Annotated in this window: 18 protein-coding genes and 2 pseudogenes; 19 read left to right on the top strand and 1 reads right to left on the bottom strand. The window is 68.3% G+C overall.

Annotated elements, in window-relative coordinates; all coding sequences use genetic code 11:
- Window positions 1-56: 56 nt before the first annotated feature.
- Both WT26_RS34850 and WT26_RS34845 read left to right on the top strand, forming a co-directional pair.
- On the top strand, window positions 57-1,118 hold the full coding sequence (locus WT26_RS34850; protein WP_060140338.1) for a porin: 1,062 nt from the start codon (window positions 57-59) through the stop codon (window positions 1,116-1,118).
- Between the two features lie 60 nt (window positions 1,119-1,178).
- Window positions 1,179-1,577 carry a BON domain-containing protein gene (locus tag WT26_RS34845; RefSeq protein ID WP_230461692.1) on the top strand — a complete coding sequence of 133 codons (399 nt, stop codon included), beginning with the start codon at window positions 1,179-1,181 and terminating at the stop codon, window positions 1,575-1,577.
- Window positions 1,578-1,852: 275 nt separating this feature from the next.
- On the opposite strand, the gene WT26_RS34840 is transcribed toward WT26_RS34845, so the two are convergent.
- Entirely contained in the window at window positions 1,853-2,803 is a 951-nt protein-coding gene (locus WT26_RS34840; protein WP_069275083.1) for a LysR family transcriptional regulator, read from the bottom strand.
- Between the two features lie 114 nt (window positions 2,804-2,917).
- Here WT26_RS34840 and WT26_RS34835 point away from each other — a divergent pair, with 114 nt between their 5' ends.
- The 17 genes and pseudogenes from WT26_RS34835 (at window position 2,918) to WT26_RS34760 (ending at window position 23,722) form a co-directional block, all read left to right on the top strand.
- Window positions 2,918-4,669 carry an IlvD/Edd family dehydratase gene (locus WT26_RS34835; protein ID WP_059523132.1) on the top strand — a complete coding sequence of 584 codons (1,752 nt, stop codon included), beginning with the start codon at window positions 2,918-2,920 and terminating at the stop codon, window positions 4,667-4,669.
- 90 nt (window positions 4,670-4,759) lie between these two features.
- Window positions 4,760-6,136 carry an MFS transporter gene (locus WT26_RS34830; RefSeq protein ID WP_069271789.1) on the top strand — a complete coding sequence of 459 codons (1,377 nt, stop codon included), beginning with the start codon at window positions 4,760-4,762 and terminating at the stop codon, window positions 6,134-6,136.
- Window positions 6,137-6,164: 28 nt separating this feature from the next.
- Entirely contained in the window at window positions 6,165-7,094 is a 930-nt protein-coding gene (locus WT26_RS34825) for a dihydrodipicolinate synthase family protein (RefSeq protein WP_069275082.1), read from the top strand.
- A gap of 66 nt (window positions 7,095-7,160) precedes the next feature.
- Window positions 7,161-7,262, top strand: a pseudogene (locus tag WT26_RS37905) (gfo/Idh/MocA family oxidoreductase); the annotation flags it as partial.
- 75 nt (window positions 7,263-7,337) lie between these two features.
- On the top strand, window positions 7,338-8,351 hold the full coding sequence (locus WT26_RS34820) for an arabinose ABC transporter substrate-binding protein (protein WP_059665395.1): 1,014 nt from the start codon (window positions 7,338-7,340) through the stop codon (window positions 8,349-8,351).
- Window positions 8,352-8,371: 20 nt separating this feature from the next.
- A complete protein-coding gene (araG, locus tag WT26_RS34815; RefSeq protein WP_069275081.1) occupies window positions 8,372-9,901 on the top strand; it encodes an L-arabinose ABC transporter ATP-binding protein AraG in 1,530 nt (509 codons plus the stop codon).
- Between the two features lie 50 nt (window positions 9,902-9,951).
- Window positions 9,952-10,971, top strand: coding sequence for an L-arabinose ABC transporter permease AraH (gene araH, locus WT26_RS34810; RefSeq protein ID WP_069275080.1), 1,020 nt, complete (start codon window positions 9,952-9,954; stop codon window positions 10,969-10,971).
- Between the two features lie 63 nt (window positions 10,972-11,034).
- Window positions 11,035-11,940: an SMP-30/gluconolactonase/LRE family protein gene (locus tag WT26_RS34805; protein WP_069275079.1), complete on the top strand. Its 906-nt coding sequence runs from the start codon at window positions 11,035-11,037 to the stop codon at window positions 11,938-11,940.
- 59 nt (window positions 11,941-11,999) lie between these two features.
- Window positions 12,000-12,500 carry a MarR family winged helix-turn-helix transcriptional regulator gene (locus tag WT26_RS34800; protein ID WP_069275078.1) on the top strand — a complete coding sequence of 167 codons (501 nt, stop codon included), beginning with the start codon at window positions 12,000-12,002 and terminating at the stop codon, window positions 12,498-12,500.
- Between the two features lie 184 nt (window positions 12,501-12,684).
- Window positions 12,685-13,515: a p-hydroxycinnamoyl CoA hydratase/lyase gene (locus WT26_RS34795; protein ID WP_059523138.1), complete on the top strand. Its 831-nt coding sequence runs from the start codon at window positions 12,685-12,687 to the stop codon at window positions 13,513-13,515.
- Window positions 13,516-13,577: 62 nt separating this feature from the next.
- The gene (locus WT26_RS34790) at window positions 13,578-15,026 is read left to right on the top strand and encodes an aldehyde dehydrogenase (RefSeq protein ID WP_069275077.1); all 1,449 of its coding nucleotides are present in this window, start codon (window positions 13,578-13,580) and stop codon (window positions 15,024-15,026) included.
- A gap of 10 nt (window positions 15,027-15,036) precedes the next feature.
- A pseudogene (locus WT26_RS34785) lies at window positions 15,037-16,939 on the top strand (feruloyl-CoA synthase).
- A gap of 155 nt (window positions 16,940-17,094) precedes the next feature.
- Entirely contained in the window at window positions 17,095-18,306 is a 1,212-nt protein-coding gene (gene mhpT, locus WT26_RS34780) for a 3-(3-hydroxy-phenyl)propionate transporter MhpT (protein WP_069275076.1), read from the top strand.
- Window positions 18,307-18,376: 70 nt separating this feature from the next.
- On the top strand, window positions 18,377-19,519 hold the full coding sequence (locus WT26_RS34775; RefSeq protein ID WP_069275075.1) for a porin: 1,143 nt from the start codon (window positions 18,377-18,379) through the stop codon (window positions 19,517-19,519).
- Window positions 19,520-19,595: 76 nt separating this feature from the next.
- Entirely contained in the window at window positions 19,596-21,269 is a 1,674-nt protein-coding gene (locus WT26_RS34770) for a tannase/feruloyl esterase family alpha/beta hydrolase (RefSeq protein ID WP_069275074.1), read from the top strand.
- 71 nt (window positions 21,270-21,340) lie between these two features.
- Window positions 21,341-22,315 carry an IS30 family transposase gene (locus tag WT26_RS34765; RefSeq protein WP_080485810.1) on the top strand — a complete coding sequence of 325 codons (975 nt, stop codon included), beginning with the start codon at window positions 21,341-21,343 and terminating at the stop codon, window positions 22,313-22,315.
- 57 nt (window positions 22,316-22,372) lie between these two features.
- A complete protein-coding gene (locus WT26_RS34760) occupies window positions 22,373-23,722 on the top strand; it encodes an IS4 family transposase (protein WP_069271782.1) in 1,350 nt (449 codons plus the stop codon).
- Window positions 23,723-23,871: the final 149 nt, after the last annotated feature.

Genomic DNA, 23,871 nt, shown 5'->3' with positions numbered 1-23,871 from the left:
ACATACCTCGGCGATGTCTGAATAATAAGTAAAACGAAATATATGGATGGAGACAAATGAAACGAATCATCGTGGTTTCGGCGTTGGCATGCTTGGCCGCCGACGCCGTCGCGCAATCGAGCGTGACATTGTTCGGCTATGTCGGCGGCGGCGTGCGCTGGACCGACGGCGTGAAAGGGGGAAGCCAGGTCGGTTTCGACAACAACGCGATATCGGGCAACATCTTCGGTCTGAAGGGCGCGGAGGATCTCGGCGGCGGCCTGCAGGCGATCTTCATGCTGCAGAGCGGATTCCTGACGGGCACCGGGGCGCTGGGGAAATCGCCGGGGCTCCTGTTCTCACAGGTGTCCTATGTCGGCCTGAGCGGCACGTTCGGCCGCGTCACGTTCGGGCGACAGTTGAACGCGGCCGAGGACATCGGCATTGCGTTCGACCCGAATTACGCGCAAGGGCTGACGCTCGCGACGAATCCGGGCGCCGTGTGGGCCGGCAACTTCTTCACGCTCGATTCGCGCTTCAACAACACGATGAAGTACGTCGGTACGTTTGGCGGCGCGACCGTGCGCGGCAGCTACTCGCCCGGTGGAACCGCCGGCAACCAGCGCGCCGGTTCGAACGTCGCGGTCGGCGCGAGCTACCGGTTCCGGACGCTGTCGCTCGGCGTCGCGTACCAGACGACGTGGAATGCCGACGCATCGCAGTGGGCGCGCACGGTCATGGGCGGCGCGAGCTGGCAGATCGGCCCGGGCCGCGTCTACCTGAGCTACAGCGATCTCGCCGTCAGCGCCGCGAACGCCGGCGCGCCGGAACGGCGCGACCGGATACCGGCTGTCGGGATCGTCTATCAGGTCACGCCGTTCCTGCAATTTTCCGGCGCGACCTATTACGACTTCGGGCAGAACCTGAAGAATGCCGCGGGCATGGACGGGCGCAAGCTCACGTCGTACGCGATGCTGCAGTACTTCCTGTCGAAACGGACGAGCCTGTATGCGGAATTCGATCGCAACGGCTTCTCGGGCGCCTACAAGCGGGATCCGACCAACGTCGCGGGGCTGTCGCTGCGACCGGACGGACGCACGGTGACCGGCGTGTCGGTCGGCATGATCACGCAGTTCTGATGCGCGCGGCTTCAGCTGCCGGTGCGTCGTTCGATCTCCCTCCTTTTGCGGAATTCACACATGATTCATTCGAATCCCAGACTCGTCATGATGCTCGTCGCGCTGCTCGTCGCGACCGCGGCGCCGGCATTTGCCCAGCCGCCTGCATCGACCGCCGTGTCGGCTGCCGCTGCGACGAGCGATGCCGGCGTTGCCGGCGCCGCCGGCTCGAACCGCGACGCCGCGCGGGCCCGGCGCAAGATGAACCGGCAGCTCGTCAAGCGCGTGGCCGCGGCACTCGCACGCACGCGCGGGCTCGACTCGAGCCGCATCCTGATTCGTGCGTCCGACGGCACGGTGACGCTGTCAGGTAGCGTCCCGGACAACGTGCAGATTCCGCTGGCGGTCAATGCCGCGCAGCAGGTCGCCGGTGTGACGGCGCTCCGCAATCAGCTTCGTATCGGGATGCGCACGGAGTAGCATCGTCCGGCATGTCGGCCGGTGCGCGTGCGGCACGCGCGCCGGTGTTATCCGCCTTCGACGAGCCCCATCACGATGCGCCTGGCCGATTCGAGATGCGCGACCGTCATCGACCGAGCGGCACGCGCATTGCGTTCGCGGCACGCTCGAGTCGCCGAGCAGGCGATGGACGAGTTCGGCGCGCGCGAGCGTCTCGTCGTCGAGCCGCTTCACGCTCCGGTAGATCGCGTCGCCCATGGAGAAGACGCCCCCCGACGAAGGGCCCGGCCGCCGCGTCACGGCACGATTCCGTACACATCCCGCGCGGCCGCGCGAATCGCGTCGGCCATCACCGCGACGGCCGGTGAATGCAGCCGGTCGGTGCGCGTGATGATGCCGAAATCGTCCATCCGGCAATCCATCTCCAGCGGCAGCACCGTGACGATCCCGTGCCGCGCGTAGTAGCGCGCGACGTCCTCGGCCAGCACCGCGATCATGTCGCTCTGCTCCAGCAACTGCGTGATGAACAGCAGCGCCGCCGTTTCGACGAGGTTCGCCGGCGGCGCGAGGCTTGCGCGCTGGAACACGAGATCGAAGCGGTGGCGCAACACGCTGCCGGCCGGCGGCACGACCCACGCGGCGCGCTGCACGTCCGCGAGCGCCAGCGGCGCCTGCGCGAGCAGCGGATGACCGGTCCGCACGACGGCCGCCACCGACTCGCCGGTCAGCGGCTCGTAGCGCAGCCGCAGCTTGTCGTGTTCGGCGGAAAGCCGGCCGACCACGATGTCGATCTTCTCCTGCGCGAGATGTTCGAGCAGCACGTTGCTGGTGTCGATCTCGACCGACACGTGCAGGCCCGCATGCGTGCCCTTCACCGCGGCCACGGCCGGCGGCACCAGCCGCAAGCCCGGCGACGTGATCGCGCCCACCGCCACGTGGCCGAGATGGCCGGCCTTCAGCGCGGCCAGTTCCTCGTGCGCCTGGTCGAGGCTGCCGAGCGCCGCGCGCGCGTGACGGATCAGCGCGTCGCCGTACAGCGTCGGCCGCATCCCGCGCGGCAGGCGTTCGAACAGCACCGCGCCGATCGATTCCTCCAGTTCGCGCAGCAGCTTCGACGCGGCCGGCTGCGTCATGTTCAGCGCGGCCGCCGCGCGGTGAATGCTGCCTTCGTCGGCGAGCGCGACGACCAGCAGAAGCTGGCGCGTCTTCAGGCGGCCACGGTTTCCCCACGGGCTGGCTTCGGGCATCGTACGGGTTTATATCGATATCGGAATCGATATCGTAATCGCCAAAAACGTCATTAGCCAGTTATCAAAATTCTGCCTAGACTGCGCCGGTATCCCGTCACCACAGGACTGACGATGTCGGCAACAAAACCCAGGCTGCGCTCCGCCCAATGGTTCGGCACGAACGACAAGAACGGCTTCATGTACCGGAGCTGGATGAAGAATCAGGGCATTCCCGATCACGAGTTCGATGGCCGTCCGATCATCGGCATCTGCAACACGTGGTCCGAACTGACGCCGTGCAACGCGCACTTCCGCAAGCTCGCCGAGCACGTGAAGCGCGGGATCTCCGAAGCGGGCGGCTTCCCGGTCGAGTTCCCGGTGTTCTCGAACGGCGAATCGAACCTGCGCCCGTCGGCGATGCTCACGCGCAACCTCGCGTCGATGGACGTCGAGGAAGCGATCCGCGGCAACCCGATCGACGCGGTCGTGCTGCTCGCCGGCTGCGACAAGACGACGCCCGCGCTGCTGATGGGCGCGGCGAGCTGCGACGTGCCGGCGATCGTCGTGTCGGGCGGCCCGATGCTGAACGGCAAGCTCGAAGGCAGGAACATCGGCTCGGGCACGGCCGTGTGGCAGCTGCATGAATCACTGAAGGCCGGCGAGATCGACCTGCATCATTTCCTGTCGGCCGAAGCCGGGATGTCGCGCTCGGCCGGCACCTGCAACACGATGGGCACCGCGTCGACGATGGCGTGCATGGCCGAGGCGCTCGGCGTCGCGCTGCCGCACAACGCGGCGATTCCGGCGGTCGATTCGCGCCGCTACGTGCTCGCGCACATGTCCGGCATCCGCATCGTCGAGATGGCGCTCGAAGGGCTGGTGCTGTCGAAGGTCCTCACGCGCGCGGCGTTCGAGAACGCGATCCGCGCGAATGCGGCGATCGGCGGCTCGACGAATGCGGTGATCCACCTGAAGGCGATCGCCGGCCGCATCGGCGTGCCGCTCGAACTGGAGGACTGGATGCGCATCGGCCGCGACACGCCGACGATCGTCGACCTGATGCCGTCGGGGCGCTTCCTGATGGAGGAGTTCTATTACGCGGGCGGGCTGCCGGCCGTGCTGCGCCGGCTCGGCGAAGGCGGGCTGCTGCCGCACCCGGACGCGCTGACGGTGAACGGCAAGTCGCTGTGGGACAACGTGCGCGAAGCGCCGAACTACGACGACGAAGTGATCCGCCCGCTCGACCGGCCGCTGATCGCGGACGGCGGCATCTGCATCCTGCGCGGCAATCTCGCGCCGCGCGGCGCGGTGCTGAAGCCGTCGGCGGCGAGCCCCGAGCTGCTGAAGCATCGCGGCCGCGCGGTCGTGTTCGAGAACCTCGACCACTACAAGGCGACGATCAACGACGAGGCGCTCGACGTCGACGCCAGCTCGGTGCTCGTGCTGAAGAACTGCGGGCCGCGCGGTTATCCGGGCATGGCCGAGGTCGGCAACATGGGGCTGCCGCCGAAGCTGCTGCGCCAGGGCGTGAAGGACATGGTGCGGATTTCCGACGCGCGGATGAGCGGCACCGCGTACGGCACGGTCGTGCTGCACGTCGCGCCGGAGGCCGCCGCCGGCGGGCCGCTCGCGGCCGTGCGCAACGGCGACTGGATCGAGCTCGACTGCGAGGCCGGCACGCTGCATCTCGACATTACCGATGACGAACTTCAGCGCCGTTTGTCGGACGTCGATCCGACCGCGGCGCCGGGCGTGGCCGGGCAGCTCGGCAAGGGCGGCTACGCACGGCTGTACATCGATCACGTGCTGCAGGCCGACGAGGGGTGCGACCTCGACTTCCTGGTCGGCACGCGCGGCGCGGACGTGCCGAGCCATTCGCATTGAGCAGGGTGCGGTGCGGCGTGCGCGATACGCGGCACGGATGAAGCAGGACGGACCGGCGACGACGCCGGCGCAGTCCACCATGGAGACACGATGACGACGACACAGCACCCGTCCGCGACCCCGGCCGCGGCTCGATTCGGCCCGTCGGCCGCCGTCGACGAACGGCAGCTGATGCGCATGCTCACGCGCAAGCTGGTGCCGTTCCTCGCGCTGATCTACGTGGTGGCCTATGTCGACCGCACGGTCGTCGGCTTCGCGAAGCTGCACATGAACGCGGCCGTCGGCCTGAGCGACGCGGCATACGGGCTCGGCGCGGGCCTGTTCTTCGTGGGCTATTTCCTGTGCGAGGTGCCGAGCAATCTGGCGCTCGACCGCTTCGGCGCGCGGGTATGGTTCGCGCGCATCCTCGCGACGTGGGGCGCGATCACGATGGCGATGGCGCTCGTGCGCGGGCCGGCCAGCTTCTACACGCTGCGCTTCCTGCTCGGCGCGGCCGAGGCCGGCCTGTATCCGGGCATCCTGTATTTCCTCACGCAGTGGTTTCCGATGCGCGACCGCGCGCGCGTGTTCGGCCTGCTCGTGCTCGCGCAGCCGCTCGCGGGCATCGTGACGGGCCCGCTCGCGGGGCTGCTGCTGACCACGCACGGGCTGTTCGGGCTGTCGAACTGGCAGCTGCTGTTCGTCGTGAGCGGCCTGCCGGCCGTGCTGCTCGCGTGGCCGACGCTACGGCTGCTGCCCGATTCGCCGGACCGTGCGCGCTGGCTGAGCGACGACGAACGGCGCTGGATCGCGCGCCAGCTCGCCGCCGATCGCGAGGCCTACCGCCCCGACGTGCACCGCAATCCGCTCGCCGCGCTGGCCGACCGGCGCGTGCTGCTGCTCGCGGCCCTGTTCCTGCCGTTCCCGCTGTGCATCTACGGGCTGTCGCTGTGGCTGCCGTCGATCATTCACGCGTTCGGCGCGGGCGACGCGGCCACCGGCCTGCTGTCCGCCGTGCCGTACCTGTTCGCGGTGATCGGGCTGCTGATCGTGCCGCGCCATTCGGATCGCACGGGCGACCGCTACCGGCACATCGTCGTTGTGTCGGCCGCGGCCGCGCTGACGGTGGCCGCGAGCGCATGGGCGCGGCAGCCCGCGCTGCAGTTCCTGTTCATCTGTCTCACGGCATTCTCGCTTTACTCGATCCAGGCCGTCGTATGGGCGCTTCCCGGCGAATTCCTGACCGGGACGGGCGCGGCGGTCGGCATCGCGGCGATCAACTCGCTCGCGAATCTCGGCGGCTATGTCGGGCCGTACGGCATCGGCCTGATCAAACAGGCGACCGGCAGCCTCGCTGCCGGCCTGTATTTCCTTGCGGCGACGCTGCTGTTCGCGGTGCTGATCACGTTCGTGGTCCGCGCGGCGCTGCGCGCGCCGCAGCCGGCCGCGGGCGCGCCCGCCCGTGAATCGCGACCCTTTTCCGGCTGACCGCCGTTTCGAACGCAGGACCCGAATCATGACCACGAGCCGTCCGCCGCGCTATCGCGGCATCTTCCCCGTCGTCCCGACGACCTTCACCGACACCGGCGAGCTCGACCTCGCGAGCCAGAAACGCGCGGTCGATTTCATGATCGACGCGGGTTCCGACGGGCTGTGCATCCTCGCGAATTTCTCCGAGCAGTTCGCGATCACCGACGACGAACGCGACGTGCTCACGCGCACGATCCTCGAACACGTCGCGGGCCGCGTGCCGGTGATCGTCACGACGTCGCACTACAGCACGCAGGTGTGCGCGGCGCGCAGCCTGCGCGCGCAGCAGCTCGGCGCGGCGATGGTGATGGCGATGCCGCCTTATCACGGCGCGACGTTCCGCGTGCCGGAAGCGCAGGTCTTCGATTTCTTTGCGCGCGTGTCGGACGCGATCGCGATCCCGATCATGATCCAGGATGCGCCCGCGAGCGGCACGGTGCTGTCCGCGCCGTTCCTCGCGCGGATGGCGCGCGAGATCGAGCAGGTCGCGTACTTCAAGATCGAGACGCCCGGGGCGGCGAACAAGCTGCGTGAGCTGATCCGGCTCGGCGGCGACGCGATCGAGGGGCCGTGGGACGGCGAGGAGGCGATCACGCTGCTCGCCGACCTGCATGCCGGCGCGTCCGGCGCGATGACGGGCGGCGGGTTTCCGGACGGCATCCGGCCGATTCTCGAAGCGTTCCGCGAAGGCCGGCACGACGATGCGTTCGCGCGCTATCAGGCGTGGCTGCCGCTGATCAACCACGAGAACCGCCAGTCCGGGATCCTCACCGCGAAAGCGCTGATGCGCGAAGGCGGCGTGATCGCGTGCGAGCGGCCACGGCATCCGATGCCGGAACTGCATCCGGACACGCGCGCGGAACTGCTCGCGATCGCGCGCCGGCTCGATCCGCTCGTGCTGCGCTGGGCGCACTGAGCGGCCGGCGAAGGAGGAACGCAGATGAGCAAGGTGATTTCGCTGGGCGTGATCGGGATCGGCAAGATCGCGCGTGGCGAAAGCGACGTCGACGTGCGGCCGCTGCGCCTCGTCGCCGATGCGTTCCTGTTCGGCCGGCGCGTGCAGACCGACGCGTTCGGACGCTGACATCGTGCCGGCGCGTTCCACTGCGACCGTGCACGACGGATGTTGAAGACCCAGGCCAATACAAGGAGACACCGCATGAACCGCACGACCCACACGATTCGCCGATACACGCTGCGCGCGCTGCTCGCCGCGCTTTGCATCGCGCCGCTCGGCATGCAGGGCGCCGCGCGCGCCGACGCGCCGCTGAAGATCGGCTTCCTGGTGAAGATGCCCGAGCAGGCATGGTTCATCAACGAGCAGAACGCGGCGTCCGCGCTCGGCCAGAAGGAGAATTTCTCGGTCGTGAAGATCGGCACGCCCGACGGCGAGAAGGTGCTGGCCGCGATCGACAACCTCGGTTCGCAAGGGGCGCAGGGTTTCGTGATCTGCGCGCCCGACGTGCGCCTCGGGCCGGCGATCGCCGCGCGCGCGAAGCGCTACAACATGAAGTTCGTGACCGTCGACGACCAGCTCGTCGATTCGACCGGCAAGCCGCTGTCGAACGTGCCGCACCTCGGGATGTCGGCGACCAAGATCGGCAACCAGGTCGGCCAGGCGATTTCCGACGAGATGAAGCGACGCGGCTGGAAGCCCGAGGAAGTCGGCGCGCTGCGGATCACGAACTACGAGCTGCCGACCGCGAAGCTGCGCACCGACGGCGCGACGCAGGCGCTGCTCGCGAACGGTTTCCTCCAGGCGAACATCTTCGACGCGCCGCAGAAGACGACCGACGACGAAGGCGGCTTCAGCGCGGCCGCGCCGGTGCTCGCGCGGCATCCGAACATCAAGAAGTGGGTGGTCTACGCGCTGAACGAGGAAACCGTGCTCGGCGCGGTGCGCGCGACCGAACAGCTGCACATCCCGGCCGCCGACGTGATCGGCGTCGGCATCAACGGTGCGGGCGAGGCGTTCGCCGAATTCCAGAAGAAGGAGCCGACCGGCTTCTACGGGACGATCGCCGTCAGCTCGACGAACCACGGCAAGGACAGCACGCAGAACCTCGTCGACTGGATCCGCAATGGCAAGACGCCGCCGGCCGACACGCAGACGAGCGGCAAGCTGATGACGCGCGCGAACTGGCAGGCCGTGCGCGCCGAGCTCGGCATCTGACGACGGCCGGCGAGGACGCGATGACGACGGACACGATTACGCGGCCCGACGCCGTGACCACCCGCGATGCGCTGCTCGCGCTCGACGGCATCACGGTGACGTTCCCGGGCGTGCGCGCGCTCGACGCCGTGTCGCTGTCGGTGCGCGCGGGCGAAGTGCACGGGCTGATGGGCGAGAACGGCGCGGGGAAGTCGACGCTGCTGAAGGTGCTGTCCGGCGTGAACCAGCCGCAGGCCGGCACGCTGACGCTGAACGGCACGGTGCAGCACTTCGCGTCGACGCGCGCGGCGCTGGAGGCCGGCATCGCGATCATCTACCAGGAGCTGCATCTGGTGCCCGAGCTGACGGTCGCGGAAAACCTGATGCTCGGGCAGCTGCCGAGCCGGCTCGGCGTGGTCGACGCGCGCACGCTGGTCGCGCGGGCGACGCGCGAGCTCGAGCGGCTCGGCGAGCGCATCGACCCGAACACGCCGGTCAAGCATCTGTCGATCGGTCAGCGCCAGATGATCGAGATCGGCAAGGCGCTGATGCGCGACGCGCGCGTGATCGCGTTCGACGAACCGACGAGTTCGCTGTCCGCGCGCGAGACCGCGCAACTGTTCCGTATCATCCGTGCGCTGCGCGCGGAAGGCCGCGCGATCATCTACGTCACGCACCGGATGGAGGAAGTGTATGAACTGTGCGACCGCGTGACCGTGTTTCGCGACGGCCGCCGCATCGACACGTTCGAATCCGTGACCGATCTCGACCGCGACCGGCTGATCGGCTGCATGGTCGGCCGCTCGATCGAGGACGTGTACGGCTACCGGCCGCGCACACCCGGCGACGTGCTGATCGAGGCGAAGGGGCTGGCAGGGCCCGGGCTCGCGGAGCCCGTGTCGTTCACCGCGCGGCGCGGCGAGATCGTCGGCTTCTTCGGGCTGGTCGGTGCCGGCCGCTCGGAGCTGATGAAGCTGCTGTACGGCGCCGCGCGCCCGAGCGCGGGACACGTCGAACTGAACGGGCGGCGCGTCGCGTTCGGGAGCCCGCGCGACGCGGTGCGCGCCGGCCTCGCGCTGTGCCCGGAAGACCGCAAGCAGGAAGGCATCGTCGCGATCGCGTCGGTGGCCGACAACCTGAACATCAGCGCGCGCCGCCATTTCAGCCCGGCGCGCGTGCTGCTCGCCGGGCGGCGCGAGCGCGAGCTGGCGCGGAAATACATCGAGCGGCTCGCGATCAAGACCCGCGACGGCGACACGCCGATCGGCGCGCTGTCGGGCGGCAACCAGCAGAAGGTCGTGCTCGCGCGCTGGCTGGCGGAGCGTATCGAGGTGTTCCTGATGGACGAGCCGACGCGCGGCATCGACGTCGGCGCGCGCGCGGAAATCTACAACCTGTTCTACGAACTCGCGGAAGCGGGCCGCACGGTGATCCTCGTGTCGAGCGATCTCGCCGAGGTGATCGGCGTGTCCGATCGGATCATCGTGATGAAGGAAGGACGGATCGCGGGCGAGGTCGCGAAGGCGCAGGCGACGCCCGACGCGCTGATCAAGCTCGCGCTGCCGCGCTAGCGGCGCGAAAGCAGGACCGAAGCGAAACGTGAACGGAAACGAGTAACGACATGAGCCAAGCCATGCAACCTCAAGGCACTTCCCCTTCCCCCGACACGCCTGCGCCGGCGGCGCGCCCGCGCGGCGGCGTGTGGCAACTGATCAACCGCTCCGGCATCGTGATGGTGTTCCTCGTGCTGTTCGCGACGCTGTCGCTGACGGTGCCGGACTTCCTCACGCCGCGCAACATCCAGGGCCTGCTGCTGTCGGTCACGCTGATCGGCTCGATCGCGGTGACGATGATGTTCGTGCTCGCGCTCGGCGAAGTCGACCTGTCGGTGGCGTCGATCGTCGCGTTCTCGGGCGTCGTCGCGTCGACGCTGATCACCGCGACGCACAGCGTCGTGCTCGGCATCGCGGCCGGCGTGCTCGCGGGCGGTGCGGTCGGGCTCGTGAACGGCGTGCTGATCGCGCGCTGGCGGATCAACTCGCTGATCGTCACGCTCGCGATGATGGAAGTCGTGCGCGGGCTCGCGTTCATCACGTCGAACGGCGACGCGGTGATGATCTCCGAGGAGCGCTTCTTCGATCTCGGCGGCGGGTCGTTCCTCGGCATCTCGTATCCGATCTGGAGCAACATCGTCGGCTTCGTCGTGTTCGGCTTCCTGCTGCGTCGGACGGTGTTCGGCAAGAACGTGCTGGCCGTCGGCGGCAACGGCGAGGCGGCGTTGCTCGCGGGGCTGCCGGTGATGCGCATCAAGATCGCGGTGTTCGTGCTGCAGGGGCTCGTGACGGGCTTCGCCGGCGTGATGCTCGCGTCGCGGATGAGCCTCGGCGATCCGAAGACGTCGGTCGGCCTCGAACTCGGCGTGATCTCCGCGTGCGTGCTCGGCGGCGTGTCGCTGACGGGTGGCGTCGCGACGATCTCCGGCGTGCTCGTCGGCGTGCTGATCATGGGCTCCGTGCAGGACGCGATGAGCCTGCTGAATGTGCCGACCTTTTACCAATATCTGATACGCGGCGGAATTCTGTTGCTCGCGGTGCTGTTCGACCAGTATCGTCGCAACCAGCGGCGCGCGATGCGGGTCTGACGGCGGGGCCGGATGCTGTCGGGGCGGCTGCGCGCGAATACAGGCAGACATTCTGGAGACAGCATGCAACAGCAGATTCAGGCGGCGCGGGCGACGCTGCTCGTGGACAGCCGCAACACGCTCGGCGAAGGCGCGACGTGGTGCGACGCGACGCACGCGCTGTACTGGACGGACATCGAAGGTGCGCGGCTGTGGCGCTGCCGCGCGGACGGCTCGGACCTCGCGCAGTGGCCGATGCCCGAACGGCTCGCGTGCTTCGCGCTGACGCACGATCCGGACGTGCTGCTCGTCGGGCTCGCGACGCATCTCGCGTTCTTCGACCTGCGCACCGGTGCATTTACGCGGATCGTCGACGTCGAACCCGATCTGCCGACGCGGCTGAACGACGGGCGCTGCGATCCGTTCGGCGCGTTCGTGTTCGGGATGAAGGACGAAGGCGGCGAGCCGCCGCGCGCGGTCGGCGGGTTCTACCGGCTCAATCCCGATCTCACGCTCGAGCGGCTCGCGTTGCCCGCGGCCGCGATCGCGAACAGCATCGCGTTCTCGCCGGACGGCACGAAGATGCATTTCTGCGATTCGCTGGTGCGCGAAATCCTCGTTTGCGACTACGGCCGCGCGGGCGCGTCCGGCGTGCGGCCGTTCGCGAGGCTGACGGATGCGGACGGCGACCCGGACGGGTCGACGATGGATCGCGACGGCGGATTGTGGAATGCGCAGTGGGGCGGCCGAAGGGTGGTGCGTTATGGACCGGACGGGGTCGAGACGGAGCGTATCGCCGTGCCGACCGCGCAGCCGAGCTGCGTCGCGATCGACGGTGAAGGCCGGTTGTATGTGACGAGCGCGCGCGTCGGGCTGAGCGATGACGCGCTGGCCGGTGACGGGCATGCAGGCGGCGTGTTCGTTGCGCAGACGCGATACGCGGGCTTGCCGGCCGCGCGGTTCCCGTTCAGGCGTACGGTGCGCGGCTGATGGCGTGAACCGCACGCGCGTGCTGGTAAGATGGCCCGCAATTCCATCCCGCCCGCACCATGAGTTCCGCACCGACCAAGTCCGCGAATTCCAGGAACGCGAAAAGCGCCGCCTGCGCCACGGGCGACAAGCCGAAAGCCCGCGTGCAACAACGCCTGACCTACGTGATCGGCGGCCTCGACCGGCTGCTGCGCCGTCACATGACCGACGCGCTCGCGCCGCTCGGCATCACGCTCGCGCAATACACGGCGCTGTCGGTGCTCGAGGCGCGCGGCGCATCGTCGAACGCGCAGCTGGCCGAGCGCTCGTGGATCACGCCGCAATCGGCGAACGAAGTGATGAGCGTGATGGCCGCCCGCGGTTTCGTCACGCGCGAGGCCGACCCGTCGCACGGTCGCATCATCCTGCTGACGCTGACCGATGCAGGCGCGGCGATGCTGCGCGAATGCGAAGCCGTGCTGCGCCCGCTGGAGGCGCGCATGCTCGGCGACATCTCGTCCGACGACGCCGCGCACGTGCAGCGCGCGCTCGAACTGTTCTCGCGCAACCTGCGCGGCTGACGTACCCGACCCCACGAAACCGCCGGTAGTTCGCTGTCCCGGATATCCCCGACAGGACACCCGATCCGGGTTTACACCGCCGCTCATGACGCTTGCAATATCAGGTAGCCTGATATTAAATGAAGCCGTCCGCAGCAGGAATGTTGCGCACCGAATCGCACCGGAACGAACGACAGGAACAGACATGAGCAAGTACGACAACCGCTGGCAGACCGTGAAAGTGAACGTGGAGGCCGGCATCGCGTGGGTCACGCTGAACCGCCCCGAGAAGCGCAACGCAATGAGCCCGACGCTGAACCGGGAGATGCTGGAAGTCCTCGACGCGGTCGAGTTCGACGACGAAGCGAAGGTGCTGGTGCTGACCGGCGCGGGCGCCGCGTGGACCGCCGGCATGGACCTGAAGGAGTATTTCCGCGAGATCGACGGCGGCTCCGACGCGCTGCAGGAAAAGGTGCGCCGCGACGCATCGGAATGGCAGTGGCGCCGCCTGCGGATGTACAACAAGCCGACGATCGCGATGGTGAACGGCTGGTGTTTCGGCGGCGGGTTCTCGCCGCTCGTCGCGTGCGATCTCGCGATCGCCGCGGACGAGGCCGTGTTCGGGCTGTCGGAGATCAATTGGGGCATCCCGCCGGGCAACCTCGTCAGCAAGGCGATGGCCGACACGGTCGGGCATCGTCGCGCGCTGCACTACATCATGACCGGCGACACGTTCACCGGCGTGGACGCGGCGGAAATGGGCCTCGTGAACAGCAGCGTGCCGCTGGCCGGCCTGCGCGACGCGACGATCGCGCTCGCCGCGCGGCTGATGGACAAGAACCCGGTCGTGCTGCGCGCGGCGAAGCACGGCTTCAAGCGTTCGCGCGAACTCACGTGGGAGCAGTGCGAGGATTACCTGTATGCGAAGCTCGACCAGGCGCAGCTGCGCGATCCGGAGCGCGGCCGTGAGCAGGGGCTGAAGCAGTTCCTCGACGACAAGACGATCAAGCCGGGCCTGCAGGCATACAAGCGCTGAGACGAGCGCCGAAGCAACCGCCAACGTAGCCGTAACGAGAGACAGGCAAGGCAGGAGACGACATGACCGACAGACGGATGCTGATCGCGGGCGAGTGGTGCACCGCCCGCGACGGCCGAACCTTCGACCGCTTCAACCCCGCGACCGGCGCGCTCGCGTCGCGCGCGCCGGCGGCCGGCGTGGCCGACGCCGACGCGGCGATCGACGCCGCGCATCGCGCGTTTCCCGCATGGGCGGCGCTCGCGCCGACGGAGCGGCGCCGCCGGCTGCTGAAGGCGGCCGACCTGATGGACGCGCGCATCGACGAGATCGTCGCGACGGGCGTCGCCGAAACGGGCGCGACGCCGGGCTGGCTCGGCTTCAACGTGACGCTCGCGGCGAACATGCTGCGCGAGGCCGCGTCGATGACGACGCAGATCGACGGCGACGTGATCCCGTCCGACGTGCCCGGCAATCTCGCGCTCGCGATGCGCGTGCCGTGCGGCGTGGTGCTCGGCATCGCGCCGTGGAACGCGCCGGTGATCCTCGGCACGCGTGCGTTGGCGATGCCGCTCGCGTGCGGCAACACGGTCGTGCTGAAGGCGTCCGAGGCGTGTCCGGGCGTGCACGCGCTGATCGGTGCGGTGCTGGACGAAGCGGGGCTTGGCGCGGGCGTGGTGAACGTGATCACGCATGCGGCAGCCGATGCGCCCGAACTCGTCGAACGGATGATCGCGCATCCGCACGTGAAGCGGATCAACTTCACCGGGTCGACGCACGTCGGCCGCATCATCGCGCGCCACGCGGCCGCGCACCTGAAACCCGTGCTGCTCGAACTCGGCGGCAAGGCGCCGGTGCTCGTGCTCGACGACGCCGATCTCGATGCGGCAGTCGATGCGATCGCGTTCGGCGCGTTCTTCAACCAGGGGCAGATCTGCATGTCGACCGAGCGCGTGATCGCTGCGCGGCCGATCGCCGATGCGCTCGTCGAGCGTCTCGCCGCCAAGGCGCGCACGCTGGTCGCGGGCGATCCGCTCGCAGGCCATCCGCTCGGCACGATGGTCGACGCGGCGGCCGCCGTGCGCGCAGCGTCGCTGGTCGAGGATGCGCGTGCGCACGGCGCGCAACTGCCGCTCGGCTGCCGCGTCGAAGGCGCGACGATGCAGCCCGCGATCGTCGACGGCGTCACGCGCGACATGCGCCTCTATCGCGAGGAATCGTTCGCGCCGGTGGTCGCGATCCTGCGCGCGGACAGCGACGACGAAGCGGTCGCGCTCGCGAACGACAGCGAGTTCGGGCTGTCGGCGAGCGTGTTCAGCCGCGATATCGCACGGGCGATGACGGTTGCCCGCCGGATCGAATCGGGGATCTGCCACGTCAACGGGCCGACCGTGCACGACGAGGCGCAGATGCCGTTCGGCGGCACGAAGGCGAGCGGTTACGGCCGCTTCGGCAGCCGCGCGTCGATCGCCGAATTCACCGAGCTGCGCTGGATCACCGTGCAGACCACGCCGCGGCACTACCCGATCTGAGAGGGAAACGATGAACGCATCGATGACCTCGCACGCCACGGATCGCAATGCCGGCGGCGCACGCTATCGCGCGGTGGCGGTCGCGCAGGGCGACACCGACATCCATCGTGACGGCGACGGCACCTGGCGGCTGCACGCGCTCGAACCGCTCGGCGCGTATCCGGAGCGCCTCACCGATTGCCTCGCGAACGGCGCGCACGCGCATCCCGACCGCGTGCTGGCTGCACGGCGCGGCGCCGACGGCCGCTGGATCGAGATCACCTATGCGCAGATGCTCGAACGCGCCCGCGCGCTCGGCCAGGGCCTCGTCGATCTCGGGCTGACGGCCGAGCGCCCGCTCGCGGTGCTGTCCGGCAACGATCTCGAGCATCTGCAGCTGATGTTCGCGGCGATGCTGGCCGGCGTGCCGTACTCGCCGATCTCGCCCGCGTATTCGCTGGTGTCGACCGACTACGGCAAGCTGCGTCACACGCTTGGCGTGCTGCGGCCGGGCGCGGTGTTCGTCGCGGAGCGCGCGCCGTTCGCGCGTGCGCTCGACGCGACGCTGCCGGCCGATGCGGCGCTGATCGTCGCGCAGGGCGGCAGTGCCGACGCAGGGCGCGACGCCGTGCCGTTCGCGCGCATGCTCGACACCGTCCCGCGCACGATCGATGAAATCCATGCGGCGGTCGGCCCCGACCATCTCGCGAAGATCCTGTTCACGTCCGGTTCGACGAAGCAGCCGAAGGCGGTGCCGACCACGCACCGGATGCTGTGCAGCAACCAGCAGATGCTGCGCCAGACGATGCCCGAGCTGACGCACGAACCGCCGGTGCTGGTCGACTGGCTGCCGTGGAATCACACGTTCGGCGGCAGTCACAACCTCGGCATCGCGCTGTACAACGGCGGCTCGCTGTATGTCGACGACGGCCGCCCGGTGCCGGGCCGCTTCGACGAAACCGTGCGCAACCTGCGCGAGATCGCACCGACGATCTACTTCAACGTGCCGAAGGGCTGGGAAGAGCTGACCGCCGCGCTCGAACGCGATGCGGCGTTGCGCGACACGTTCTTCTCGCGCGTGAAGCTGTATTTCTTCGGCGGCGCGGGGCTGTCGCAGGCCGCGTGGGACCGGCTCGACCGCGTGACCGAAGCGCATTGCGGCGAGCGCATCCGGATCATGGCCGGCCTCGGGATGACGGAGGCGTCGCCGTCGTGCCTGTTCACGACGGGGCCGCTGATGCGCGCCGGCTACATCGGGCTGCCCGCGCCTGGCTGCGACGCGAAGCTGGTGCCGTGCGGCGGCAAGCACGAACTGCGCTTCAAGGGGCCGAACGTGATGCGCGGATACTGGCACGCGGACGTCGATCCGCGCGACGTGTTCGACGAAGAAGGCTATTACCGCAGCGGCGACGCGGGGCGTCTTTGCCGATCCGGCGCGGCCGGAACTCGGGCTGCTGTTCGACGGCCGGCTGACCGAGGATTTCAAGCTGAGCAGCGGCACGTTCGTCAGCGTCGGGCCGTTGCGCGCGAACGCGGTGTCGAGCGGCGCGCCGTACGTGCAGGACGTGGTCGTCACCGGGATCGATCGAGACGACATCGGCTTGCTGGTGTTTCCGCGCGTCGACGCGTGCCGCGCGCTGGCGGGGCTCGCGGCAGATGCATCGGTTTCCGAGGTGCTGCGCGCGCCGGCCGTGCGCGCGGCGTTCGCGGCATGGCTCGTCGCGCTGAACCGGCATGCGAGCGGCGGTTCGACGTTCGTCGCGCGCATCCGGCTGATCGACACGCCGCCGTCGCTCGATCTCGGCGAGGTCACCGACAAGGGCTCGCTGAACCAGGCGGCCGTGCAGAAGCATCGCGCGGCGACGATCGACGCGCTGTACGACGCGACGGCCGGCGACCCGGCGGCCGGTGACCCGGATGTGATCCACGCTTGAGCATTGGCCGGTCGGGTGAGCTGCCGACCGGTTTTTTTCGACTACATAATCAGGCAGCCTGATAAAAGCTGCCGTTCGATCAGGAGACAGCGCGTTCGTCGGCCTCTGGCCGCCGGCGGATGCGCGCGTGGGATTTGCATAGGACTGGAGACAAAATGAACACCTATGTTGCAGAGAAGCCGGCGATCGCGACCACGCTCGCACTGTGTTTCGCGATCGCCCTCCTCGAAGGGCTCGACCTGCAGTCGGTCGGCGTTGCAGCACCGCGCATGGCGCGCGAATTCGGGCTCTCCGTGTCGCAGATGGGCATCGCGTTCAGCGCGGGCACCTTCGGGCTGCTGCCCGGCGCGATGCTCGGCGGGCGGCTCGCCGACCGGATCGGCCGCAAGCGCGTGCTGATCGCGTCGGTCGTGCTGTTCGGCTTGCTGTCGATCGCCACCGCGCAGGTGTCGACCTTCGCGATGCTCGTCGTCGTGCGCGTGCTGACCGGCATCGGGCTCGGCGGCGCGATGCCGAACCTGATCGCGCTGTCGTCCGAAGCGGTCGAGCCGCGCTCGCGCAGCAGCGCGGTGGCGACGATGTACTGCGGCATCCCGTTCGGCGGCGTGATCGCGTCGCTGATCGGCGTGCTGCTCGCCGGCGATACCGAATGGCGGCACATCTTCTACGTCGGCGGCGCGGGGCCGCTGCTGCTCGTGCCGCTGCTGGTGTGGTGCCTGCCCGAGTCGCGCGCGTATCTCGACGTCGCCGGCACGCAGGCCGCGGCCGCGCGCACGAGCGTCGCCCGCACGCTGTTCGGCGACGGCCGCACGACGTCGACGGTCGCGCTGTGGGTCAGCTACTTCTGCACGCTGATCGTCCTCTACTTCCTGCTGAACTGGCTGCCGTCGCTGATGGCCGCGCGCGGGCTCGATCGCGAGCACGTCGGCCTCGTGCAGATCGCGTTCAACGTCGGTGCGGGGCTCGGCGCGCTCGGCATCGGCGCGGCGCTCGACCGGATGCGCGCGTCGCGCGTGGTCGGCGGCATGTATGTCGGGATCGTGCTGTCGCTCGCCGCGCTCGCGGCCGCGCCCGGCTTCGCGTCGCTCGCGGCGGCCGCGTTCGCGGCCGGGATGTTCGTGGTCGGCGGGCAGTCGGTGCTGTATGCGCTCGCAGCGATCTACTACCCGACCGCGATGCGCGGTACGGGCGTCGGCACGGCGGTGGCCGTCGGCCGGCTCGGTTCCGTCGTCGGGCCGCTCGCGGCCGCGACGCTGCTCGCCGCCGGCCGCAGCGCGCCGGTCGTGATCGGCGCGAGCATCCCCGTCACGCTCGTCGCGGCCGTCGCCGCGTGGCTGCTGATCGGGCGGCCGCAGGCGGGCGACTGATTCCTGAGTCGCTTTTTCAACCACGAGCGCCGTCAGAGCGCGACATCAACACAGGTTCGGAGACACCATCATGAAGAACACCCAGGCCCTGCTGGCCGCCGGCGCGTGCTGCGCACTGGCCGCGCCGGGCGCGCACGCGCAGTCGAGCGTGACGCTGTACGGGATCATCGATACGGGCGTCGAATTCGTGTCGCATGCGAACGCGGCCGGCGACCACGTGGTGCGTATGCCGGGCGTGACGGGCGAACTGCCGTCGCGCTGGGGCCTGCGCGGCACCGAGGATCTCGGCGGCGGCTATCAGGCGGTGTTCACGCTCGAAAGCGGCTTCAACGTGCGCGGCGGCGATCTCGGCCAGGGCGGCCGGCTGTTCGGCCGGCAGGCGTTCGTCGGGCTCAAGAGCGGCTTCGGCACGCTCGCGTTCGGCCGCCAGTACACGATGACCTACCTCGCGCTGCAGGGCGCGGACATCATCGGCCCCGACATCTACGGGCTCGGCTCGTTCGACGCGTACGTGCCGAACGGCCGCGCCGACAACGCGGTCACGTACACGGCGAATTACAAGGGCTTCACGTTCGGCGCCGCGTATTCGTTCGGCCGCGACGGCGCGGGCACCGGCAACTCGCCGGGGCAGGGCACGTGCGCGGGGCAGGTGCCGGGCGACGCCACGCAGTGCCGCAACTGGTCGGTGATGCTCAAGTACGACAGCGCGTACTTCGGTGCGGCGGCGTCGTACGAGGAGCAGCGCGGCGGCGCGAATGCTGCGGCGAGCTTCTTCGACGGTGTCGCGCCCGCCGCCTTCACGACCAGCGCGGACAAGGATGCGCGCACGCACGTCAGCGGCTACGTGAACGTCGGCCATGCGCGGATCGGCGCGGGCTGGATCGGGCGGCGCGTGTCGACCGGTTCGCCGGCCGCGCCGGGCGCGCATTCTGACCTGTTCTTCGTCGGCGCGTCGTATGCGTTCACGCCGCTGTTCACCGTCGACGGCGAGGGCTACCGGATCGTCAACAGCGAGCACGACACGCGCGCGACGATGGCCACGCTGCGCGCGACCTATCTGCTGACCAAGCGCACGGCCGTCTATGCGCAATCGTCGTATCTGTGGAACAGCGCGCATGCGCGCTACGCGGTCAGCGGCGGCGGGCCGGGCACGACGCCCGGCGAAGGCATGGGGCAGCTCGGCGCGATGGTCGGCGTCAAGCATCTGTTCTGAGCCACTTTCCTGACGAAACGGAGACACCGTGAACAAATCCGTACTCCTTTGCGTTGCGCCGCTGTCCGCGGCGGCCATGCTCGCCGGGTGCGGCGGCGACGATTCGATCTTGCCGGCTTCCCCGCATTTGAGCGCCGCGACGCCGGCCGCGATGGCGCAGACCTGCGACGCGCTCGCCGCGAAGCTCGCGTATGCGAACACGTCGTTCACGTCGGTGACGACCGCGGCGGCCGGCGCGCTGACGGTCGCCGGCAAGCCGGTCGCCGAGCACTGCGTGATCGACGGGAAGATGAACGAGCGCGTGAGCGCGGTGGACGGCAAGACCTACGCAATCGGCTTCGAGATGCGCTTGCCGAAAGCGTGGAACGGCCGCTTCTTCTACCAGGCGAACGGCGGGCTCGACGGCAACGTCGTGACCGCGACCGGCGAGATCGGCGGCGGCGGGCCGCTGAACGATGCGCTGAACATGGGGTTTGCCGTGATCAGTTCGGATTCCGGGCACAGCGCCGCACAGAATCCGCTGTTCGGCCTCGATCCGCAGGCGCGCATCGACTACGGCTACGGCGCGGTCGACGCGCTCACGCCGATGGCGAAGCAGGTGATCCGGCTCGCGTACGGCAAGGCGCCCGACCGCAGCTATTTCGGCGGCTGCTCGAACGGCGGCCGACACGCGATGGTCACGGCGGCGCGCAACCCGGCCGACTACGACGGCATCATCGCGGGCGATCCGGGTTTTCATCTGCCGAAGGCGGCGATCGGCGAGATGTACGGCGCGCAGCAGTTCGCGAAGATCGCATCGGCGACGGGATCGAACGGGCTGCCGGACATCCGCAGCGGCTTCACCGATGCGGAGCGGCAGTTCGTCGGCGCGAAGATCCTCGAGAAATGCGATGCGCTCGACGGGGCTGCCGATGGGATGGTGCAGGACGTCGCCGCGTGCCAGGCGCACTTCAGCGTCGAGTCGGACGTCCCGACCTGTGCGAACGGCACGCGCACGGGGGCCTGCCTGACGCCTGCGCAGAAGACCGCGCTCGAGAACGTGTTCACGGGGGCACGCAACAGCGCGGGCGCGGCGCTGTATGCGAGCTTTCCGTACGATCCAGGCGTCGCCGGCAGCAACTGGGCCGCGTGGAAGCAGTCGAATTCGATCACGCTCGATCCGGTCGCGATGGCGTTCACGTTCATGACGCCGCCGAAAAGCGCCGCGACGCTCGCGAACCTGCCCGGTTTCGCACTCGGCTTCGACATGGACAACGACGCACCGGCGATCTTCGCGACGAACGGCACGTACACGCAATCCGCGTGGACGTTCATGACGCCGCCCGACGACACGAACCTGTCCGCGCTGAAGGCGCGCGGCGCGAAGCTGCTCGTCTATCACGGCACGGGCGACCCGGTGTTCTCGTTCGACGACACGCGCGACTGGTATGCGCGGCTCGCCCAGGCGAACGGCGGCGATGCGTCGGATTTCGCGCGCCTTTATCCGGTGCCGGGGATGAACCACTGCGCGGGCGGCCCGGCGGCCGACCAGTTCGACCTGCTGACGCCGCTCGTCGCGTGGGTCGAGCAGGGGCAGCCGCCGGAGGCGGTCGTCGCCACCGCGCGCGATGGGACGAATGTGATTCCGAATGCGGAAGTGCCGGCGTCGTGGGGGGCGGGACGTACGCGCCCGCTGTGTCCGTATCCGCAGGTGGCGCGGTATAGCGGGGCGGGGGATGTGAATTCGGCGGCGAGCTTCAGTTGTCGGTGACCACGGACCGAGTTCTGGATGCTTAGACTCTAGTTTCAAGTGCAACACCTGTATTGAGATAGGGTGTTGCGATGAAGAAAAGCTACAGCCACCTGAGCGCGGAAGAACGTGCGGTGATCATGATCGAAAGCGGAAAGAAGGTGAGCGTGCGCGCGATCGCCCGACTGCTCGGACGCAGCGCATCGACCGTCACGCGAGAACTGGCGCGCAACCGCGCCGAGTCTGCGCGAAGTTATGACGCGACGGTCGCGGCCAAGGCCTACCGCGCACGGCGGGAGCGAAGCCGGCGGCCGCGCAAACTGCTTGCCGCAAGCGCGCTGTACTGGCATGTGCATCATCAACTGGTCTATCGGCGCTGGTCGCCGCAGCAAATTGCTGCCAGACTTCGCGAAATGCACCCAGACAGCCCCGACCAGCGCGTCAGCCACGAAACGATCTACGCGGCGATTTACACCCATCCTCGTGGTGGCTTGAAGCAAGCCATGATCGAGGCGCTTCGCCAGGAAAAGCCTGCGCGCGGCAACCCGCGCAAGACCCTTGCCCGCAAGAGCTTCGTACCGGAAGAACTGCGCATCATTCACCGGCCCGAGCAGATCGAAACGCGCAAATGGCCGGGGCATTGGGAAGGCGATCTGGTCAAGGGCGCCTTCAATCGCTCCTGCGTGGGCACGCTGGTCGAGCGCAAGACACGCTTCGTGGTGCTGTGCCGCATGGACGGCTGTACGGCGAAGGATGCACTCGAAGGCTTCACGCGCCAGATGAAGAAGTTGCCGGCGTTCTTGCGCGAGAGCCTGACGTATGACCGTGGATCGGAAATGACCTGTCATGTCGAACTGGCCGAGCGGCTGAATCTCGATATCTGGTTTGCGGACCCATACGCGCCCTGGCAGCGAGGCAGCAACGAGAACACCAACGGTTTGCTGCGCCAGTTCTTGCCCAAGGGCATGGACCTGTCGGGCGTCACGCAAACGCAGTTGAACGACATCGCCAAATTGCTCAATGGCCGTCCTCGTCAAACCCATTCCATTACACACAAGTCGGCGTGATCGGCTTGTAAACTGTCGCGGCTTGCCGTTTACTCTTGCTTTTTGCGCGGCACGCGAATGGCACGAGCAACGGAGAGCTGGGCAGCAATGGAATTCAAGGGCATCGATCTGGGCGACAAGCGGCTGAACCGGCGGGCGATCCTGCTGGCCGAGCAACTGTCGGGCAATCCGACGGCGAGCATTCCGCTGGCGTGCGGCGGCTGGGCTGAGACGGCGGCGGCTTATCGGTTCTTCGCGCAGGACAAGCTGGAATGGACCGACGTCATGGAGCCGCACTGGCAGAGCGCGGCCGAGCGGATGCGGGCATGCGAGGTGGTGCTGTGCCTGGATGACACGACCGAGCTGAACTTTAACGGGCAGGAGATCGCTGGACTGGGGCCGTTGTCGTATGAAGCCCAGCGCGGCATGTACGTTCATGCGACCTACGCGGTCACGCTACAGCGTGAACCGTTGGGCGTGCTCAATGCCTGGATGTGGTCGCGTGAGCGCAAGGACGCCCGAGGCAAGCGGGGCGGTATCAAGGAAAGCACGCGCTGGATCGAGGGATACGAACGGGTGGCCGAGCAGGCGGTGGATCTGCCCGGCACACGGTTGGTGTATGTCGCGGACCGGGAGTCGGACATTGTCGAGCTGATGGCCAAAGCGCGCGATTTGGGTTACCCGGCCGACTGGCTGATTCGCGCCCAGCACAATCGCGTGTTGCCCGAGGGTCAAAGGCTCTGGGATCACGCCACGCAAGCTGAGCCGCTCGGTGAAATCCGCTTCACATTGCATGGTCGCCAGCGACAGAAGGCGCGGGAGGTTCAGCAGCAAATCTGGAGTCGTCGGATCGACGTGCCCGATGGTCAGGGCGGTGTGGTGTCGATCAATTGCCTTGTTGCGCGCGAGATTGACGCGCCCGCCGGGGTGACGCCGATCGAATGGCGCTTGCTGACCAATCGCGACGTGCCGGATATGACCGAGGCCGCACGGCTGATCGATTGGTACCGCGCCCGCTGGGAGGTGGAAACCTTCTTTCATGTGCTGAAGAACGGTTGCCGAGTCGAGGCGCTACAACTGAGCACGATCGAGCGCATCGAGCGGGCGCTGGCGGTGTTCATGGTGGTGGCGTGGCGCATTGCTCGTCTCATGCGGTTAGGTCGAACGTGCCCGGACCTCGATGCCGGACTGCTATTCGAGCCCGATGAATGGAGGGCCGCCTTCATCCTCAACAAGAAGGCCCCACCCGACAAACCGCCGCGGCTAAACGAAGTGGTACGGCTCGTCGCCAGGCTCGGCGGCTTCCTCGCCCGCAAAGGCGACGGCGAGCCTGGCGTCAAAACCATCTGGCTAGGCATGCAGCGAGTGGTGGATTTTGCTGCCGGCATCACATACGCGCGCGAGCTTGAGCAGCAGACTTGTGTGTAATGGAATGCGTCAAACCCTCGGCTGGAAAACGCCGGAAGAGGCGATGGCCATTGAATTGGCTGCCGCTGGATTAGCGAAACGTTGCACTTGATTCTTGAGACCGCCATGCACTCGTCAATTTAAACCAACCAGTCTTCTCGATTCCCGGT

Origin of the sequence: Burkholderia cepacia (genome assembly GCF_001718835.1) — a bacterium.
Taxonomy (GTDB): domain Bacteria; phylum Pseudomonadota; class Gammaproteobacteria; order Burkholderiales; family Burkholderiaceae; genus Burkholderia; species Burkholderia cepacia_F.
The sequence above is the reverse complement of the archived record's forward strand: the minus strand, read 5'-3'. Positions and strand labels throughout refer to the sequence as shown.

Coding starts and splice junctions, on each gene's coding strand:
- araG (WP_069275081.1), top strand. CDS start 8,372: ATGACGACGGACACGATTACGCGGCCCGACGCCGTGACCACCCGCGAT.
- WT26_RS34795 (WP_059523138.1), top strand. CDS start 12,685: ATGAGCAAGTACGACAACCGCTGGCAGACCGTGAAAGTGAACGTGGAG.
- WT26_RS34835 (WP_059523132.1), top strand. CDS start 2,918: ATGTCGGCAACAAAACCCAGGCTGCGCTCCGCCCAATGGTTCGGCACG.
- WT26_RS34770 (WP_069275074.1), top strand. CDS start 19,596: ATGCTCGCCGGGTGCGGCGGCGACGATTCGATCTTGCCGGCTTCCCCG.
- WT26_RS34760 (WP_069271782.1), top strand. CDS start 22,373: ATGGCACGAGCAACGGAGAGCTGGGCAGCAATGGAATTCAAGGGCATC.
- WT26_RS34790 (WP_069275077.1), top strand. CDS start 13,578: ATGACCGACAGACGGATGCTGATCGCGGGCGAGTGGTGCACCGCCCGC.
- WT26_RS34830 (WP_069271789.1), top strand. CDS start 4,760: ATGACGACGACACAGCACCCGTCCGCGACCCCGGCCGCGGCTCGATTC.
- WT26_RS34805 (WP_069275079.1), top strand. CDS start 11,035: ATGCAACAGCAGATTCAGGCGGCGCGGGCGACGCTGCTCGTGGACAGC.
- WT26_RS34800 (WP_069275078.1), top strand. CDS start 12,000: ATGAGTTCCGCACCGACCAAGTCCGCGAATTCCAGGAACGCGAAAAGC.
- WT26_RS34845 (WP_230461692.1), top strand. CDS start 1,179: ATGATTCATTCGAATCCCAGACTCGTCATGATGCTCGTCGCGCTGCTC.
- WT26_RS34825 (WP_069275082.1), top strand. CDS start 6,165: ATGACCACGAGCCGTCCGCCGCGCTATCGCGGCATCTTCCCCGTCGTC.
- WT26_RS34850 (WP_060140338.1), top strand. CDS start 57: ATGAAACGAATCATCGTGGTTTCGGCGTTGGCATGCTTGGCCGCCGAC.
- WT26_RS34775 (WP_069275075.1), top strand. CDS start 18,377: ATGAAGAACACCCAGGCCCTGCTGGCCGCCGGCGCGTGCTGCGCACTG.
- WT26_RS34840 (WP_069275083.1), bottom strand. CDS start 2,803: ATGCCCGAAGCCAGCCCGTGGGGAAACCGTGGCCGCCTGAAGACGCGC.
- WT26_RS34820 (WP_059665395.1), top strand. CDS start 7,338: ATGAACCGCACGACCCACACGATTCGCCGATACACGCTGCGCGCGCTG.
- araH (WP_069275080.1), top strand. CDS start 9,952: ATGAGCCAAGCCATGCAACCTCAAGGCACTTCCCCTTCCCCCGACACG.
- mhpT (WP_069275076.1), top strand. CDS start 17,095: ATGAACACCTATGTTGCAGAGAAGCCGGCGATCGCGACCACGCTCGCA.
- WT26_RS34765 (WP_080485810.1), top strand. CDS start 21,341: ATGAAGAAAAGCTACAGCCACCTGAGCGCGGAAGAACGTGCGGTGATC.